This window comes from Calothrix sp. CBUCES-K 9914, from assembly GCF_059640475.1.
Map to the genome: position 1 here is coordinate 27,225 of NZ_JBXXZH010000052.1, position 17,107 is coordinate 44,331.

Below are 17,107 nucleotides of genomic sequence, written 5' to 3' on the forward strand. Positions count from 1 at the left end.
CTGCTTAAATGTATAGAGTTAATAAGCCGTAGGAAGGAAATATAGTGATTAAATTTGGTATATTCAGTGGTAGTATCGAGCTACAGTGGCTATTTAAAATCGCACGGTTATATTACGGTGATGCAACTGTGCATCCTAAATTACTACGTAGAGCCTGATGTTAACATTATGTAATGTTGGGTTACGATTCGCTTCACCCAACCTACGTCTACGCCATTAATTAAGAATTCCGAATCAATAAACATGTGGTTGTTTATACATAAGCGAGTAATATGAAAACGAAAGATAAAATTCTACTTCGGATGCTAGTGTTTGTGCCCATTGCTTTCGCGACAGAATGGCTGCATTTACATCCAGTAATTGTTTTTCTGACTTCCGGTTTAGCAATTGTCCCTCTTGCTGCTTGGATTGCTAATTCTACAGAAGAAATTGCTAGTGTTGTTGGACCCTCATTAGGTGGGTTGCTCAATGCGACTTTTGGCAATGCCACTGAGATGATTATTTCTATTGTGGCTTTACAAGCTGGTTTGGTGGAGGTAGTGAAAGCGAGTATTACGGGTACTATCGTTGCTAACTTACTCTTAGCTTTAGGCGCCGCAATAGTATTAGGGGGGTTACAGTTTAAAGAGCAAGAATTTCAGCCAACAGTTGCTCGTATAAATGCTTCTTCACTCAATCTAGCATTGGTGGTATTACTGACTCCGACTGCAATTGACTTTACATCGAAAGGATTAAAGCCTTCAACTATCAATAATTTTTCAGCGGTTGCTTCTGTTCTTTTATTACTGTTCTACCTTTTGACGCTCTTGTTCTCGATGAAGACTCATAAAGACATGTATGAACTCAGAGCAACTGAAGTAGATGATGTAGTAGATGATAAGAGTGATAAAACTTTATTATGGAAACAAATTGGTATTTTACTAGTATGTACAATAGTACTGGTATTTGTTTCTGATGTTTTAGTTGCCAGTTTAGAAAAAGCAATTACGACTTTAGGTTTTACGAATTTGTTTACAGGGGTGATTTTAATTCCACTTTTTGGAGGCGCCGTGGAGTACATAACTGCTGCCACGTTTGCCATTAAGAATAAAATGGACTTAGCGGTGGCAGTAGCTATGGGTTCAAGTTTGCAAATAGCGATGTTTGTTGCCCCAATTTTAGTACTAGTCGGTCAGTTAATGGGACAACCGATGAATTTAGATTTTAATCCGTTTGAAGTTTTGGCGGTAGCAATTGCAGTTATTATTACCAACTCTATTAGTACAGATGGACGTTCTAATTGGCTTGAAGGCGCCTTGTTACTTATCACATACACTGTTTTAGGCGCCGCATTTTACTTTCATCCTTAAGATAAAAAGATTTTGGATTGAAAAATCCAAAATCAAATTAAAAAGAAATAATCAAATATGGTTCTTCAAATTTGCCCCCTACAACAGGTTGACCCCGTAATTCTTTTGGTAAAACAAGATTTCGTCGTTGTTCACCAGCTTCAACGGTAAGCTCCGTACCCAAAATAGTAAGCTTAACTTGTTGTTTAGTAAATCCTGGTAAAAATACCTTTACTTGACGTTGCTGTACATCGAAAGTTAAAGGTTGAGGAACATGGGGAATATTGTTGAAATCAGGTAGTGCTTGCAGTAAGGGTTCCCAATCAAGTTCTTGTAATCTTGGAATTAAACTTACAGATAATGGATCAAAAGCTTCATCTAATAAAGCTCTATTATCTACAGCGTGACTTTGATACAAAAGAACACCACTTACCCTTAAATCTATCTGCTGGGCACTACCCCATAACCAACGAGCTTCAGAAATGGCGCCTACTTCATCTGTAGTTACAAGATATGCAGTCAACCGTTTAGCATCTCCGACTACAGCAAGACTCTTAACAATCCAACTTTGGATTTGCCCTATTGCTTCCTGAACTTTTCGACTATCCATATTTGCTGTAACAAAAGCACTAGCAATCGGACCACCGATAGAGTCAGCAATTTTGCTCAAGTCTAAAGATTCAAAAACTTCACGAAATCGTCGGAAATACCAATGAGCGCTTTCTGGAAGTCCAAGCATTCGCAAAGACTCTAAATCTCCACGTCCATCATAGATAATCACATCATAATCATCACTTTGATAGTACTGTCGCAAAGCATTAAAGCCAAGAAGACTATCAAATCCTGGTAATATGACAACCTCTCCCGAATAAACATCTACTTTTACAGAGTCAGGAATATAAAGAGTCAACCATTTTTTAACTTCATCCCAAACCTGTTCTAATAAAACCGTAGTTTGCAACTGCACCACATCAAATAATGGTGCAATCTTCTGGGGAACTGGTTTAAGCGAAGTTTCCAAAAGAACTTCTGCACAGGGACTAGGATTATGAGTTACAAGTAGCACTCGTTGGTTATTTCTAGCAAACCACTTGGCAGTTGCAATTGCAAGTGTAGTCTGACCAATAAACGCTTTACCTAAAAATGTAATAATTCTGCTCATTTACCCCATAGCCCTTATATTAGTTTAAAGGACTGAAAATCAGCCCTTACTCTTAAAAGATGTTTATAAAGTCATAGGAAGTATAAAAAGGAAAGACACTTTTCAAACATCCTCTTAGAGAGAATCTTTGAATCGTTATAACGCTTATTAAAACGCACTTCAAACAGTGCCGCAAGTACCAGAGCAAGAAATTATTACTCAAGCGTCATAAAGCAAGCAGCAGCAACTAAAAGAAAGGGAGTACCTGGAAGAAGAGGGAGTAATACTCCGACTATACCTATTACAGTACAGACAGAACCGACAACAATTCTTGCTGTGTTTCTAATTTGTTTAAACATATTCAACTACCCAAATTGTTAACATTGCCTGTTGATTGAAAGCATCCCATATCTTCAAACCTTTGGGATGTTCCTATTGAATACTAGCTTATCAGCTAATAATGTAATTATGAGCAGTATTCTCAAGAAGCTGCATGACTTTTAACGTACTGTAATATTTAATGTGCTTATATCGTCGTAGCATAGGTGTCCCGCCTGTGCTTTGCGGTCAGAATTTTGCATGTGCTTGGTGATCAGGCGAGACGCCGTGAGCCGACGGAAGCGGCGCCCATGCGATAAATTAATCAGGTAAAGCAAAACCAGTCCTAGGGTCACTAATATATAGTCCGAGTGTAAGCGAGCGTATCACCTCATCCCAGTGAGGTATTAACTGTTCAGCCTGGTCAGCCCAATAATCGAATGTAATCAAACATTGAATATTTGACCCGATACCAACACAAGTTCGCGAATAAGCCTCGCGCGGTTCAGCTTGAGTATCAATAAATTTAATTTCCATCCAAACAATACGCGCGGTTTGGCGTTTGACGGTAATAATTTCTCCCCGCTCAATAATATCGCGATCATCTTCTTCCATTGCTTGTCTCAAAGCCGACTTGAGAGGAAACAAGCTCCAATCATGTGGTGGAAGACGATTAAAGGACACTTCTAAACAGCAATCATCATCAGGCGGTTTTTTGTCGGTAAACTTAAATGACTTTTCTTTTGGCTCGAAAGCCCAATCACGAGGTACATTAAAACGAACGGCGCCTCTATCTGCCACAAAAATCTTATAGCCAGGTGGACCATCCCAGCCGTGGTCTGGTTTTAGTTCAAGCGTTTTTTTAATCCACTGGAGATTGTCTTTCTTACGCTTTGACATAGTACTTATATATTGAGTTGATCTGTTTGTCCACTTAGACTATAATATCAAAATACTAGATTTTTGAAGCCACATAATGACTCTTAACAGCTAAGTTAGAGAGGTAAAACGACTACAGCGGAAATACACTCCAGCTATTCAAAAATTGGTGTTGTATCTGTATAAAATCTAAAGGAACTGACTAAGCCTTGTTTGTTGCGCTCGGTAATAACTACTGCTCTAACAGATACATGCTTTCCATCCGAGCGCGCGTAATCATTTAAAGCTTCAAGTACAAAGGATGAATTGTTACCATAAATGTTTAATAAATCATGTTCTAAGCTACTAAAGGTTTTGCAGTAATGAGAAAGGTTTTCTAAAATTGCAGCTTTACCTTGAACAGGAGAATTATTGTTCGATAACATTACGCAATCATTAGCAAGAAAACCAGTATACGCTTCAATGTCTTTATTGTCAATAGCCTGTAAGTATGAAAGATACCACTCATAGGTTTCAGGCGCCAGGTGATTAATTTTTAGCTTATCAGTCTTCATAAATGATTTGTCTTAATATGTTTGTGTACTAGTAATATAATTCAAGACTGTACTCAAAGAAACCGGGCTTCTAGTTTCTTCTAGAGGTATTGCTAAAAAGTCGTTAATTATAGAGGATACATCAAAATGACAACGAAGGATAAAATTTTATTTGGGATGCTAGTGTTTGTGCCTATTTGTTTTATAACCGAATGGCTACATTTACATTCTGTGATTGTTTTCCTTACTTCTGGCTTGGCAATTGTTCCTTTAGCTGCTCGCATTGCTAATTCTACAGAAGAAATTGCTGGTGTGATTGGGCCTTCTTTGGGAGGGTTGCTTAATGCGACCTTCGGCAATGCAACTGAAATGATTATTTCTATCGTTGCTCTTCAAGCTGGTTTAGTAGATGTGGTAAAAGCTAGTATTACAGGAACTATTATCGCTAATTTGCTCTTAGCTTTAGGCGCCGCAATTACTTTGGGAGGGTTACGATTCAAAGAGCAGAATTTTCAGCCTACGGTTGCAAGAATCAATGCTTCTTCACTCAATTTAGCACTAGTTGTACTACTAACTCCAACTGCCATAGATTTTACATCAAAAGGATTAGAGCCTGCAACTATCAACAACTTTTCCGCAGTTGCTTCTGTTCTTCTATTACTATTTTACGTTTTGTCGCTATTGTTCTCGATAAAAACTCATAAATATGTATATGAGGTGCCAGTAACTGAAGGAGATGAACTTGATGATACTACTCATCAACGTGAACCTTTATGGAAACCAATCATTATTTTGTTATTTTCTACTATTGTACTGGTATTCGTTTCTGATATTTTAGTTGAGAGCTTAGAAAAAGCCATTACAACTTTAGGTTTTACGAAATTATTTACAGGGGTAATTCTAATTCCCTTGTTTGGAGGCGCCGTTGAGTATATAACTGCCGCGACTTTTGCCATTAAAAACAAAATGGATTTAGCGGTATCAGTAGCGATGGGTTCAAGCCTACAAATAGCCATGTTTGTCGCCCCAGTTTTAGTATTAGTCGGTCAATTTATAGGGCAACCGATGAATTTAGAATTTAATCCTTTTGAAGTATTGACAGTGGCAATTGCGGTTGTTATTACTAACTCTATTAGCACCGATGGAAAGACTAATTGGCTAGAAGGCGCCTTGCTACTTATTACCTATGCAGTTTTAGGAACAGCATTTTATTTCCATCCCTAGTTATAAACTTGTTAAGCAACTTTACTGGCAACTAGCATATAACGCGCACAGCCATCATCTAATGTATGCCTAAAGTAGGATGGTATATACAACACGATACGATTAAAGTCATATCATAATTTTTACGTGTTATAACAAGTAATTAATGACTATTAATCAAGAGCAAAAAGAACAAACTACTATAGCGTTAAATCGTTGGAGAAGACCGCGTTTACGTGTAGTTAGTGATGCTGAAAACGTTGGTCATGCTAGTTGGATTGAATTATTTTTTGATTTAGTATTCGTTATTGTCATAGCTGAACTAAGCAGCACTCTAGAGAAAAATTTAGATATCGTTAGTTTCTTGAAATTTGCTGCATTATTTGTGCCGTGTTGGTGGGCATGGGTACTTTTTACTTTTTACGCAGACCGTTACGATACGGATGATTGGAAAAAGCAGCAAAACTCTGAGTCACAAACTTAAGTTGATTGTTGATTTGTAAGTTCAAATTATATACATTACACTTATAAATTACTTTTATAAGCTGCTTTTACCTCTTGGGTGTGCTTACAAGCCCAATCACTAAAACCTGGTTGCTGCTTGAGTGCTTCGAGGCTGTCGAAAGTGCGCCACGTTCCTACGTTATATGAATTAGGTGTGTTATTAATATGCATTTCATGGGCATTATAAAAACAAACGCCTGAACTTTGTTTTGCTTATATTGATTTTCACACCTAATGATGAAAATTTATTGTTGTTTTGCCTTATTTAGCTGTGTAGTTGCCCTTTGCCTCTGGCTAGGTAGCTGCACAACCCCTCCAAAAACCGTTTTATTCAATGTTGACGTTGGTGGTGTGTTTAGGGACGTGATTGTGAAGATCATTAATCTCTATCAACAGGAAAAACCCAACGTTGTTATCAACCCCATTATTGCGGGTAGCAATATTCTGAAACAAAGAATTGAAAGAGGCGAAACTGTCAGACAAGGTAAAAGTTGTAACCGTTGCCAATAAAAATCTCCATCGTCCAGTGGTAACAAGTTTTGTGCTGCTCAAAAACAGTCGGCACCTTGCAGAGGCTAAGGAATTTGTTGAATTTCTTAAAAGTCCCAAGGCAATGACAGTTTTTCAGGAACACGGCTTTAAGCCACCGTGTTCCCGCTAGAAAACCTCCTGAATCACCTACAAGCTAAAGTATGAAAATGTACCCACGATTTCTTTTAAACATTGCGAGTGGCTTAGTCACTGCTACCCTAATATCTTTGACGACCAGTAGCATTGCTTTTTGGAGTATTGCTCAAACTAACGAGTCAAATCACTTAGTACAGAAGACCCTAGAGACAATTAATCGAATCAGCAGCGTGATTCAGAGTGTTAAGGATGCTGAGAGTGGACAACGGGGCTATTTGTTGACCGATGATAAAGTTTACCTGCAAGCATATATTTATGCGACTCTCAGCCTAGACCAAGGAATACCATTGTTAAAACAACTCTTGGCAGACAAAAAAGACCAGCAAAATCGATTATCGAGGCTGGAAACTCTTGTTAACTTGAGGGTAGCTCAGTTACAAGAGGTAATTAATTTGCGAAATCAGCAAGGCTTAGAGGCGGCACAATTAAGAATTAAACACAATCATAGGTACATGCTGACTGAGCAAATTGGTCAAATTACTTTAGAATTACAAGCAACAGAAACAGGAACACTCTTACAGCAACAGAAGTATGTAGCGGTCAACGCTCATAGCGCTAAAATAGCCTTTATATCAGCAATTGTGATAAACCTGCTGATTTTTGCATGGCTTTATAAGCTGATTCATGACGAAGTTTTGAAGCGAAATCAAGCCGAGCAAGAAATTAGACATCTTAATGAAGACTTGGAGCAGCGCGTGGTTGAGCGTACCGAGCAACTCGAACACACTTTGCGTGATTTGCAACAAACCCAAGGGCAACTAGTGCAACAGGAGAAAATGTCTAGTTTAGGGCAATTGGTTGCTGGAGTTGCTCACGAAATTAATAACCCAGTTAACTTCATCTACGGCAACTTGCAGCACGTACAGGAGTACTGCCAAAATTTGCTCGAATTTTTGCAGCTTTACCAAAAGCATTATCCTAACCCTGCTGCTGAAATTCAAGCGCAAGCTCTTGAAATAGATTTAGAGTTTTTGCACGAAGACCTAACTAAAATTCTCAGTTCTATGCGAATAGGTACAAATCGCATCCGCGAGATTGTGCTGTCGTTGCGAACTTTCTCCCGCATGGATGAAGCCGAATTTAAAACGGTTGATATTCATGAAGGTATTGAAAGTACTATTATGATTTTACAGCACCGTTTGAAAGCTAAACCAGGACATCCAGAAATTGAGTTGATTCGAGACTATGGTGCCTTACCTCATATCGAGTGCTTCGCCGGACAGTTGAATCAGGTATTTATGAATATTCTTACAAACGCCATTGATGCACTTGAGGAATTTAATATTAAACGTAGTTATCAAAAAATTGAAACAAATCCTAGTTGTATAACTATCCGCACATCCACCGTTGAGTCAAAGTGGGTACAAATTGCAATTTCTGATAACGGTTGCGGCATTCCCGAAGCTATTCAACAGCGCATTTTCGACCCATTTTTTACCACTAAAGCAGTCGGCAAAGGCACAGGTATGGGCATGTCCATCAGTTATCAAATTATTACCCAGAAACATAACGGTAAAATAAAGTGTTTCTCTACTCTCGGAAAAGGAACTGAGTTTATAATTGAGATTCCTATTAAGCAAAATTAGAAGGTGCCTTGTTTGAATACCCTGCCACACTATATTTGCTGGTACATTTACTTCAATTACTTGTAATTAATTTTCATATTAATTTTTTCTAAATGCAAGTTCTGATAACCCAGAATCACGGCTTATTATCGGCATATAACCAAGCTCAGTTCTAGCTTTATAGTCGCTAAATGTAAACTCTTGACCAATTAATCTCACCATTGTTCGCGTGATTGGTGGAACGTCTTTACGTTTAGTTGTCTTCCAAACCATCTCCATAAATCCGGCAACATTCCAAGCTAACCATCGAGGAATACTCACCTTTCCCGGTCTAACTCCCTCAATATTTAGCAGCATTGTTACCCACTCCCGAAATTGCACGACATCACCATCACTCAGAAAATAGGACTGTCCACCTGGATTTTTCTCTGCTGCTAAAATGGCGCCATAACAAACGTTGGTTACATGAGTTGTCATATAAGGATAATTTCCCTGCTCAATCCAGATAAACTGACCTGTACGAACCGCCTTTATTAACTGTGGTAAAGCGTGATCACCTGGACCCCAAATCCATGAAGGACGAACAACAGAAGTTGTAAAACCAATCTTATTTGCTGCAATTACTTTTTGTTCGGCAATGCTTTTAGTTGCAATATAAGGAGAAAAATCGGGTTGCTGGAGTGGCGCCAGTTCATCAATATTAGATAGTGGTTTGTGATTCAAGACTGAAGCAGCAGCACCAATTTGAACGAATCTTGAAACACCTGCTTTAGTCGCAGCAGAAAGTGCGTATTCTGTGCCTAATACATTAGTTTCATAAAATGCTTTGTAGGTGCCCCAGATACTCAAAAATCCAGCTACATGAAAAACAACGTCACACCCTTCCATTCCTTTCATCATCACCGTCTCATTCAATAAATCACCCCTGACAGCAGAGGCGCCTAACGTAGTAACTTGTGTTGCAGCTTGTGTTGAACGCGCGAGTGCATTCACTTCATAACCACGTTCTCGTAGCATCTGAATCATTCTGCCACCGACAAAGCCTGAACCTCCCGTAACAAAAACTTTCATTACTTTTTTCTCTAACAAATTACAACTATTGAAAATTGTCACTAGCTAGATAAACCTTAATCTAGCCACAGCGATTATGTCAAGTGACAAAAAATGAAATTTGTCAGAGTGTTCTTGTGGGATGGGCATCCTTGCCCGTCCTACAGGATTTTCAAACAAAGCCCATTGATAATGCAGCAATCAATAATTTAGTAACCGTAACCACTTGCTCCTCAGTTGGAGAATCATTTGCATCTGCCATCAGCAAAGGATGGCGAAATTTGAGGGTAGCATCTAAGACAGCATGAGTCGCACGCTCAAGGTCTATGATTTTAAATTCTCCAGATTGGGCACCACGGTTTAAAATTTCTCTTATAGAAGCGTAAATATGAACAAGATGCTGCTCAATAACATTTCGATGTGCTTGTAAAATTGCGCTGAGTGCCTCAAAAATTTCTGGGTCAGTTGAAGCTTGCGAGCGTTTGCTGCAATAAAGTTCCAAAATATAATCCTCAAGCAGTTCACTGGCAGGCTTAGACAGTTTCATAACTTTAGCTAATGCCTTTTCGGTGTCAGCTAGCGAACGCGCGACCACCGCATCAATAATATCGGCTTTTGTTTTGAAGAAGCGATAGACGTTAGCATGGGACATACCACAAGCGCGCGCAATTTCGCTAACCGTAGTTCGTGCATAGCCAAAACGCCGCAGATGCGCTTCTGCGGTGGCTAAAATCAGGTCACGAGTTTCTAGGCTTGTGTTTTCAACCTCTGGCATTATTACATTAATGTTAGACATAACATATAACAATTAACATATTTCAATATCTGTAAGCATTGTGTCCTCGCTTCTCAACTTACAATGTGCAACAAAACTTAATCCTTGTACGTGCCGCAACTGTAGATGCGGAAATAGCTAAATGAAAAATTTTTGACATATGTACATCATTACTTTGTCACACCACACTGCTAACTTAATTAAATAGAAGAGAAACAAAGCAAATAACAGTTTTCTCTTCTCAAACAACACGCTGAATTCAAGAGATATGATTATGATGAAAAAGATAATTGTTGGTACAATGCTAGCTTTACCTTTGGCGGTTACTTCTTTAGCAACAAAAGCATCAGCTGAGATACTTATCAATCCTCATGCACATAGATTAGCATCTAAACCTGTAGTAATTGCACGAGCTAGACATAGAGTATATATCCCAGCGCACTGGGAAGGTACAGGGCGCCACCGTCATAGAGTTCCCGGACATTATGAGTGGAGATACTAATTCATATCATGTCCAAGAGCGTAACCAGAATAAAATCGTTGTAGAGACGCGATTAATCCGTTACAAAGTAACCCCCACACAATTATATATGGTGCGTAACGGCACTAGATTTTTCGTTTTATTTAAAGTCTTTTGGTGCCGTTACGCACCCTACTCAATTAATTGGTAAACTCCACGTAAAGAAGGCGCCGCAACAACTGTATTCCTACCGCTATTTTTAGCATGGTAAAGTGCATCGTCTGCTCGTTTCAGGCAATTATATAGATTTTCGCCAGCTTGAAATTGAGCGACACCAAAACTTACTGTGATATTTTTAACTTCGGGGAAGGTTTGTGTTGCAATAATCAAGCGTAATCTTTCTGCTAATTCTACAGCTTCTGAAATAGAAGTTGAAGGAGCAAGAATCACAAACTCCTCACCTCCCCAACGTGCTAATGTATCAGATTCCCGAATATTATTTTTCATGATATGAGATGTTGATGATAGTACAATATCACCTACTGGATGCCCATAATTATCATTAATTATTTTAAAATAATCAATATCTAATATTAATAGAGACAATGCTTCCTTATGGCGCCCAATACGGTTGATTTCAGCAGATGCAACCTGCTCAAAATGACGACGGTTCCAGGCGCCTGTAAGTTTGTCAGTAGAAGCGAGAAATTCTAGTTCGGTTAATGCTTTTCGTAATTTTGTATTTGCTAACTCTGCGTCAATACGCGCTTTATTCAATCTCTCAAAAACCCCATTTAAGATTTGAAGGCTGATTAAAAACAAGCTCGTCATTCCAAGTAGAACTCCCAAAATTATCGGTAACTGTTTAATTAATATATCTTTAACTAAAGCGTTTACAGATGTAATATTAATAACAACCCATCCAGCGTTACTCAATCTTTGATACGTGATTATATAGCCATCAATAGAAGCTTGACCCTTGTTTTCGGTGTTTAGTAATTTGAGTAGTCTTGAGCGAACGCCAAAATCTTGTATCAACTGCTCTACACTAACAACTGATGTTGCTCCAGGCTGCAAACTAGGATAACTTAATACTTGCCCTTCAGTAGTCAAAACGATAGTATCTCTACCACCAAACTTTTTGATAAAACGATTTAACGTTTCTAAGCTAAAGTCGATGGCAACATTACCAAGATGTTTATCTTCGTGATAAACAGGACTACTAGCTGTCACCATTATTCCCTTACCTAAAACATCTTGATCAGGATAAGTAAAATAAATTTTGCCACTAGAATTATTTTTTAGCATTCCTCCATTAGCAAACGTTTCTATGCGTACCTTACGAGTCATTGGAGGTGTAGGTGGATAAGTCATGCCAAGTGCAGCTAGCGAAGTATAGTGAACCGAACTTCCAGATGGCAACTGTTCATAAATGGGACGGAAAAGTGGAGCAAGTGACAAGCTCATTTTGACTTCGCGTTGCAATACACCCTCACCACGACGAAAAAATGGGCTGACTTTTTTGACATCCGTGTCTTGCAATGCAAACAAACTGAAGTTTTTACCATCCCTGAACAACGTTGGTGGAGCATAGTCGAAACTGTAAGAACCTTGGTGTGCAGCAGTTGTAAACCAGTAATTTAAACGGGCAGCATCATCAGAGTTAGTTACTCGCTCTCGTTGACTCATTAAATATTCGGCTTGAGAGCGCAGCAAATTAATATTATTCAACGTCGTCTTTAGCAGTGCATCAACACCAAGTGCTTTTACGTTTATCTCCTGTTGCTGCGACGCTAACTCTCGTTGATATAATTGGGCAACTCCACAACCTGCAAGTGCAACACACACCGTAGTCATTATTGCATACGAGAATTTGACAACCGATTGAGGATCACGAAAAGCGATTTTTCTAGCTTTCGTAACATCAGTAATCCTTCTCGAACGGAATGTCACCACGGTAAACTCCTTTTTCTAAGTATTTAATTCATGTATGTATAATATAATACAATAGCCAAATTGTCTGTTGTCTTTAGATTTACTTTATAATTATCCAGTAACAATAATTTTCTAAAAGTCGCACTTGATTATTTTTCAATATGTAACTTACTACTTGAAAAAACATAATGAACTATATATTTACAGAAACAATATGAGTAATAATAACTTCGTGTAACAGGACAGTCTTCAGTATATTTACTGTTGAGATAAAAACATATCTTAAGTAAAGAGTAGATACAATATATCAAGTATTGTAAAGTTATCAACAAAAAAATACATAGTTTATTTAGACTGTGCCTTGATAAAAGATTGTGATATTGACGTTCTTGCTCGTTTAGGTTTGAGACTTACATCATAAGGTAAGGGTCTAACGAAATCTTTAGATTGTTTTAATTTTTGAGGTATGTAATCAGGATGGCGTAGCCAAGAATATTTATCGCTTAAGCCCCAAGTGATAATCGTTTCTATTCCCTCTGCAAAACAAGCATCCAGATATCTTTTATATCCATCAGCTACCATTACATCTAATTCAGCTAATGTACTCGGTAATGGGGTATCAATAATAATATCAAGTTCGGTAACAATTGGTTTTACACCTAAATCTTTTAGCTGCTTGACAAAATTTCTAAACCCTGCTTCGTTCCAACTATAACTTTTAGAAAACCATAAATGTGATTGTAAACCGACTGCATCTAGTTTGGCGCCGCTTTTTTTAAGATACTTAATTAGATTCAAAAATTTGTCTTGTTTCCACCCAGCATCTTCACATCCATAGTCGTTAATGACAAATTCTTTAGTTTTATCAAGTGATGCAGCTATCTGGAAAACATCACGGATATATTCAGGTTTTACACCTTTACGCAGTCCATAAACTGGGTCTTCTGCATCGTTGGGTTTATCGGCAACAACCTCATTAACAACATCCCACGAATAAAGTGTCCTGTTATTGCGATAGCGTGTTAAAATTCCATCAAAGTGCCGTTGAACATCAGGCAGTGATGGTGGATAAGCTAACCAATTAGGTTTAGCCATGTGCCATACAAGTGTGTGTCCACGCAGCTTTATATTATTCGCCTTACAAAAATTAATCGTTTGGTCAGCGGGTGCAAAATTAAACTTTCCAGGCAACGGTTCGATAACAATCCATTTGAATGCACCTTCAGTAGTAGCAACAGCACATTGACTAGCAATTAATTTAGCATAAGCAGCATCTTTCTGAATATCTGCTTCTGATATAGCGGCGCCATAATTTTTTTTGGCAGCAAGGGCAGCATCCTTAAGGCTAGTATTAATGTTATTTAAACTACCAATTCCTTGAGTTGAAGAATGTAATGTTGACGTCGTGTCAGTAGATAAACTGCGTTTGGAAAAGTTGGATGCAAAACAAGATGTTAAACCCGCACTTGCAACAGTTGTTAAAAACGTTCGCCTATCCATTAAATATCTCCATTACATCTTTACCGCTCTCAAATTACCTACAATGTATTATATACTAATACAAATAAAATCATAAAAAATGTTTATTAGTAATCTGTAAAAAATTTAACTTGACTACAGGCGCCTCTTTAAACGTCTCCGCAAATTTTTTTTCAGGGCAAGAATAACGTTAAAAGTTCAGGGACAGAGAGCAAATCGGGAGTTTTTTCAAAAATTCATACATTATTATAAAATTAGGTAAAAAAATTTATGCGTATTTGATTTAACTGTTGGTAAAATATATTACAGCAAAAATACTAATTTAAAGAAGTCTTGCTGTGATTAATTTTCTTAAGAAGAGTATTTTCGCTGTAATTAGCATTGCTCTAGGTTTTGCTGCAATAGAAGCTAAACCCGCATATGCAACTAATTTAATTCAAAACGGTAGCTTTGAAATCGGCGTAGCACCTGGTAGTTACTTGCCGTTGAGTGTAGATTATTGCCACAATTATTGGTGGTGGACAAACGGATGCGGAGTTACTAGCTGCCTATCAGGAAAATTGGTTGCGGCCACAACGCGAACTTCCTTTGCAATTGATTCTCAAAGGAATTGAGGCGGGAGAGCTGCGAGATGATATTGATGTAGAAGTGGTGATTGATGTTTTATACAGTTCGATTTTCTATAGATTATTACTCAAACATGCGCCGTTGACGACAGAGTTTGTTGATGCTTTGGTGGATGCGATGATGGAAGGGTTAGCGGTTTAGACTTCGTGAGAAATTTTTGTTAAAAAAGTCCCTGTCCACCATTTGCCTGTAATTGCTTCAATACCAAGAACAGGAGCAGATACCGCTGTTTGGTTAGCAACAGAAGCACCCGCTAAATTAACTGGAAAATTGTTCTACGAGCGACGTGAGGTGTCTTATTAAACGCTCGTTGCTTTCTTCAGCATTATCAGCACTGGGTAGTATTGACATTTTAGCTAATAATGCCCTCTTGATATCGTAAGATGCATAGGATTTGGAATTAAGTTACAATTACTCCTTAACCAAGTTATGACTTCTGCTAGAGAAATGATTACATTTTTACAACTAATCTGAAAAAGTATTAAGAATGAACTAACGGAGTCAATTCATGACGAACTTAATTTCAAGCACAATCTCCCACATCAGTAACGTGCTTAAACAATTCCAGGTAAAGCGTTTTCTCGCTGTTGCTTTCGTTGGATTTTTACTACTAACAACAAACCTCACTCCTGAGCATGGTAGTAATAAAGCCCTAACCAACAAGATTGACGAAGTAGTACGTCAAGACAATTCCCAAAGACCAAAAACAACAGGGGATTGGAATAAGGAAGCTCGTGAAACTAAAGATGCTCCTGGTGAAAGACTTCAAAGAATAGGCAAACAAACCGCAGAGGCTGTAAAAGATTTCGGCTCAGTATACCCGGACACTGCTGAAAGAAGTGCTAATGCCGATTAGTAATACTTGATACATACAGGATGACATAAAATACGTAAGGTGGGCATTGCCCACCCTACTAAATTAAAATTGTGCAAAATACATTGTTCGATAAAATCTTCCAAGACAGCAATGGTAATGTTTTTGTCGCTCTCATCTAAATTGTATATCGTGATAAGTGCCGCCAAATAAGCGAGCGCGTATGATATCATTTGAGAGAAAATCATGTGGAAAACCGAGTTCAATTTTGCTAACTTCGTTCAAGCGCTGTAACTGTTCTGGTGTAATACTTACTTTAAGACAATCCAAGTTATCTTGAAACTGAGACAACTTTCTGGCGCCAATAATTGGAATGATGGTTTCAGATTGTACCTTTAGCCACGCCAGCGCAAGCTGTGAAGGACTACACCCAATGTTTGCAGCTACTTGAACCACAGTAGCCGCAATCTCAAGTTGATGTTGAGGTATCTCAGCAAGACGATTATTATCGCCACTGTTTGAGGGCTGATTATATTTACCAGTTAGAATACCACCACCTAACGGCGACCACGGAGTTACCGACATGCCAAAGGCTTTCGCCATTGGTAATAAGTCTCGCTCTGGTGTGCGTTGAATCAAATTATATTCAATTTGCAGAGCAATAAATGGTGTCCAACCATGATACTGCGCTAAAGTGTTTGCTTGTGCGACAATCCAAGCAGGCGTATCAGAAATACCGACGTATAGCACTTTACCTTGGCGCACGAGGTCATCGAGCGCGCGCATAACTTCTTCAATTGGTGTTGTAAAATCCCATGCGTGCAGCCAGAATAAATCAATATAATCAGTATTAAGCCGCTTGAGACTACCTTCTATTGATTGCACCATGTTTTTACGATGATTGCCCGACCCGTTAGGATTACCACTCTGATTATTCATTTCTAACGGAAATGAGTATTTTGTGGCAACGACGAAGCGTTGGCGGTCGCTGGCAATCAATTCTCCAACAATTTTTTCACTACTACCGTCGGTATAACCATTGGCGGTGTCAATAAAGTTACCGCCAGCGTTGACAAATGCATCAAAGATTTGACGACTTTCATCTTTAGAGGCGCCCCAACCCCAATCTTCACCAAAAGTCATTGTTCCAAGACATAATTCTGAGACCCTGAGTCCACTTTTTCCTAAAAGTTTGTAGCGCATAAATCTATTTCCTTTGTGAGTTCCTTAAGTACAAAAAACTGAATACTTTAAGCTAGTCTATCTGGCAATGGTTTCAATGGATAAACTCGTGAATAAAAAGCATCCATTTATTGCACGACTTGAATTAGCTTTTGTAATAACGTATCTAATTTATTTTCCTTGCTGTGCCGCAATTGTCATCATTTGCTGATTACCTTCTGCCCATTTAGAAGTCATCGTCATTTTACGAACTTTCCAACTATCTGAGGTACGCTCTAATTCGTGATAGTATACACCACCTAGTGTCCAAATAGGCGCCCCATGCTCATTTGGTAATAAATGATGTGCCTGAAAATGAGAGATACAAGTCGCGGTGTTGCCATTGAGTGTAACTGCGTGATTCGAGATCATATGTTGTGTAGCTTTAAGCGGGCTAAGATTCTTGCGCCATGACTCTACTAAATCTTTAGCTGCGAGTGTTGCAGGTTGTCCTCCAACTAACGACGTATAGTCAACGTTTACTCGCTCAGTAAAATCGTTCATATCATAAATTTTAAGTGGCTTATACCAATTTAAAGTGAAGCTGCATAGAAAAGGGCTTCTAAAATAAAGTTATAAGAGGATACA

General features: G+C 38.4%; 19 protein-coding genes. 8 read left to right on the forward strand and 11 right to left on the reverse strand.

The window, feature by feature from the left end; all coding sequences use genetic code 11:
- The first annotated feature begins 272 nt into the window (after window positions 1-272).
- Window positions 273-1,349, forward strand: a complete 1,077-nt coding sequence (gene cax / locus AC2JBO_RS14405; protein ID WP_496954336.1) for a calcium/proton exchanger — start codon at window positions 273-275, stop codon at window positions 1,347-1,349.
- A gap of 37 nt (window positions 1,350-1,386) precedes the next feature.
- Here cax (AC2JBO_RS14405) and AC2JBO_RS14410 read toward each other — a convergent pair whose 3' ends face one another.
- The 4 genes from AC2JBO_RS14410 to AC2JBO_RS14425 form a co-directional block, all read right to left on the reverse strand.
- A complete protein-coding gene (locus AC2JBO_RS14410) occupies window positions 1,387-2,490 on the reverse strand; it encodes a Get3/ArsA fold putative tail anchor-mediating ATPase NosAFP (protein ID WP_496954337.1) in 1,104 nt (367 codons plus the stop codon).
- 194 nt (window positions 2,491-2,684) lie between these two features.
- On the reverse strand, window positions 2,685-2,828 hold the full coding sequence (locus AC2JBO_RS14415; protein WP_496954338.1) for a DUF454 family protein: 144 nt from the start codon (window positions 2,826-2,828) through the stop codon (window positions 2,685-2,687).
- Between the two features lie 280 nt (window positions 2,829-3,108).
- Window positions 3,109-3,687, reverse strand: coding sequence for an Alr1449 family protein (locus tag AC2JBO_RS14420; protein ID WP_496954339.1), 579 nt, complete (start codon window positions 3,685-3,687; stop codon window positions 3,109-3,111).
- 134 nt (window positions 3,688-3,821) lie between these two features.
- Window positions 3,822-4,220: a nuclear transport factor 2 family protein gene (locus AC2JBO_RS14425; protein ID WP_496954340.1), complete on the reverse strand. Its 399-nt coding sequence runs from the start codon at window positions 4,218-4,220 to the stop codon at window positions 3,822-3,824.
- Window positions 4,221-4,346: 126 nt separating this feature from the next.
- On the opposite strand from AC2JBO_RS14425, the gene cax (AC2JBO_RS14430) reads away from it, so the two are divergent.
- Window positions 4,347-5,423: a calcium/proton exchanger gene (gene cax / locus AC2JBO_RS14430; protein WP_496954341.1), complete on the forward strand. Its 1,077-nt coding sequence runs from the start codon at window positions 4,347-4,349 to the stop codon at window positions 5,421-5,423.
- A gap of 145 nt (window positions 5,424-5,568) precedes the next feature.
- On the forward strand, window positions 5,569-5,886 hold the full coding sequence (locus AC2JBO_RS14435; RefSeq protein WP_496954342.1) for a low temperature requirement protein A: 318 nt from the start codon (window positions 5,569-5,571) through the stop codon (window positions 5,884-5,886).
- 41 nt (window positions 5,887-5,927) lie between these two features.
- Here the strand turns inward: AC2JBO_RS14435 and AC2JBO_RS14440 are convergent, their stop codons facing one another.
- Window positions 5,928-6,077: a hypothetical protein gene (locus AC2JBO_RS14440; protein ID WP_496954343.1), complete on the reverse strand. Its 150-nt coding sequence runs from the start codon at window positions 6,075-6,077 to the stop codon at window positions 5,928-5,930.
- 286 nt (window positions 6,078-6,363) lie between these two features.
- Between AC2JBO_RS14440 and AC2JBO_RS14445 the strand changes: the two genes are divergently transcribed.
- Both AC2JBO_RS14445 and AC2JBO_RS14450 read left to right on the forward strand, forming a co-directional pair.
- Window positions 6,364-6,567 carry a molybdate ABC transporter substrate-binding protein gene (locus tag AC2JBO_RS14445; RefSeq protein ID WP_496954344.1) on the forward strand — a complete coding sequence of 68 codons (204 nt, stop codon included), beginning with the start codon at window positions 6,364-6,366 and terminating at the stop codon, window positions 6,565-6,567.
- A 31-nt stretch (window positions 6,568-6,598) separates the two neighbouring features.
- Window positions 6,599-8,179, forward strand: coding sequence for a CHASE3 domain-containing protein (locus tag AC2JBO_RS14450; RefSeq protein ID WP_496954345.1), 1,581 nt, complete (start codon window positions 6,599-6,601; stop codon window positions 8,177-8,179).
- A 78-nt stretch (window positions 8,180-8,257) separates the two neighbouring features.
- Here AC2JBO_RS14450 and AC2JBO_RS14455 read toward each other — a convergent pair whose 3' ends face one another.
- Window positions 8,258-9,229 (reverse strand): NAD-dependent epimerase/dehydratase family protein, encoded by a 972-nt coding sequence (locus AC2JBO_RS14455; protein ID WP_496954346.1) that lies wholly within the window; start codon window positions 9,227-9,229, stop codon window positions 8,258-8,260.
- A gap of 151 nt (window positions 9,230-9,380) precedes the next feature.
- A complete protein-coding gene (locus AC2JBO_RS14460; RefSeq protein WP_496954347.1) occupies window positions 9,381-10,004 on the reverse strand; it encodes a TetR/AcrR family transcriptional regulator in 624 nt (207 codons plus the stop codon).
- Between the two features lie 253 nt (window positions 10,005-10,257).
- On the opposite strand from AC2JBO_RS14460, the gene AC2JBO_RS14465 reads away from it, so the two are divergent.
- Window positions 10,258-10,485: a hypothetical protein gene (locus tag AC2JBO_RS14465; RefSeq protein WP_496954348.1), complete on the forward strand. Its 228-nt coding sequence runs from the start codon at window positions 10,258-10,260 to the stop codon at window positions 10,483-10,485.
- Window positions 10,486-10,635: 150 nt separating this feature from the next.
- On the opposite strand, the gene AC2JBO_RS14470 is transcribed toward AC2JBO_RS14465, so the two are convergent.
- Entirely contained in the window at window positions 10,636-12,396 is a 1,761-nt protein-coding gene (locus AC2JBO_RS14470) for a diguanylate cyclase (RefSeq protein WP_496954349.1), read from the reverse strand.
- Between the two features lie 327 nt (window positions 12,397-12,723).
- Window positions 12,724-13,878 carry an endo-1,4-beta-xylanase gene (locus AC2JBO_RS14475; protein WP_496954350.1) on the reverse strand — a complete coding sequence of 385 codons (1,155 nt, stop codon included), beginning with the start codon at window positions 13,876-13,878 and terminating at the stop codon, window positions 12,724-12,726.
- 489 nt (window positions 13,879-14,367) lie between these two features.
- On the opposite strand from AC2JBO_RS14475, the gene AC2JBO_RS14480 reads away from it, so the two are divergent.
- The gene (locus tag AC2JBO_RS14480; RefSeq protein WP_496954355.1) at window positions 14,368-14,625 is read left to right on the forward strand and encodes a TetR-like C-terminal domain-containing protein; all 258 of its coding nucleotides are present in this window, start codon (window positions 14,368-14,370) and stop codon (window positions 14,623-14,625) included.
- A gap of 367 nt (window positions 14,626-14,992) precedes the next feature.
- Window positions 14,993-15,340: a hypothetical protein gene (locus AC2JBO_RS14485; protein ID WP_496954351.1), complete on the forward strand. Its 348-nt coding sequence runs from the start codon at window positions 14,993-14,995 to the stop codon at window positions 15,338-15,340.
- A gap of 132 nt (window positions 15,341-15,472) precedes the next feature.
- Here the strand turns inward: AC2JBO_RS14485 and AC2JBO_RS14490 are convergent, their stop codons facing one another.
- Together AC2JBO_RS14490 and AC2JBO_RS14495 are read right to left on the reverse strand one after the other, a co-directional pair.
- On the reverse strand, window positions 15,473-16,501 hold the full coding sequence (locus AC2JBO_RS14490) for an aldo/keto reductase (RefSeq protein ID WP_496954352.1): 1,029 nt from the start codon (window positions 16,499-16,501) through the stop codon (window positions 15,473-15,475).
- A gap of 150 nt (window positions 16,502-16,651) precedes the next feature.
- Window positions 16,652-17,023 carry a nuclear transport factor 2 family protein gene (locus AC2JBO_RS14495; protein ID WP_496954353.1) on the reverse strand — a complete coding sequence of 124 codons (372 nt, stop codon included), beginning with the start codon at window positions 17,021-17,023 and terminating at the stop codon, window positions 16,652-16,654.
- Window positions 17,024-17,107 lie beyond the last annotated feature (84 nt).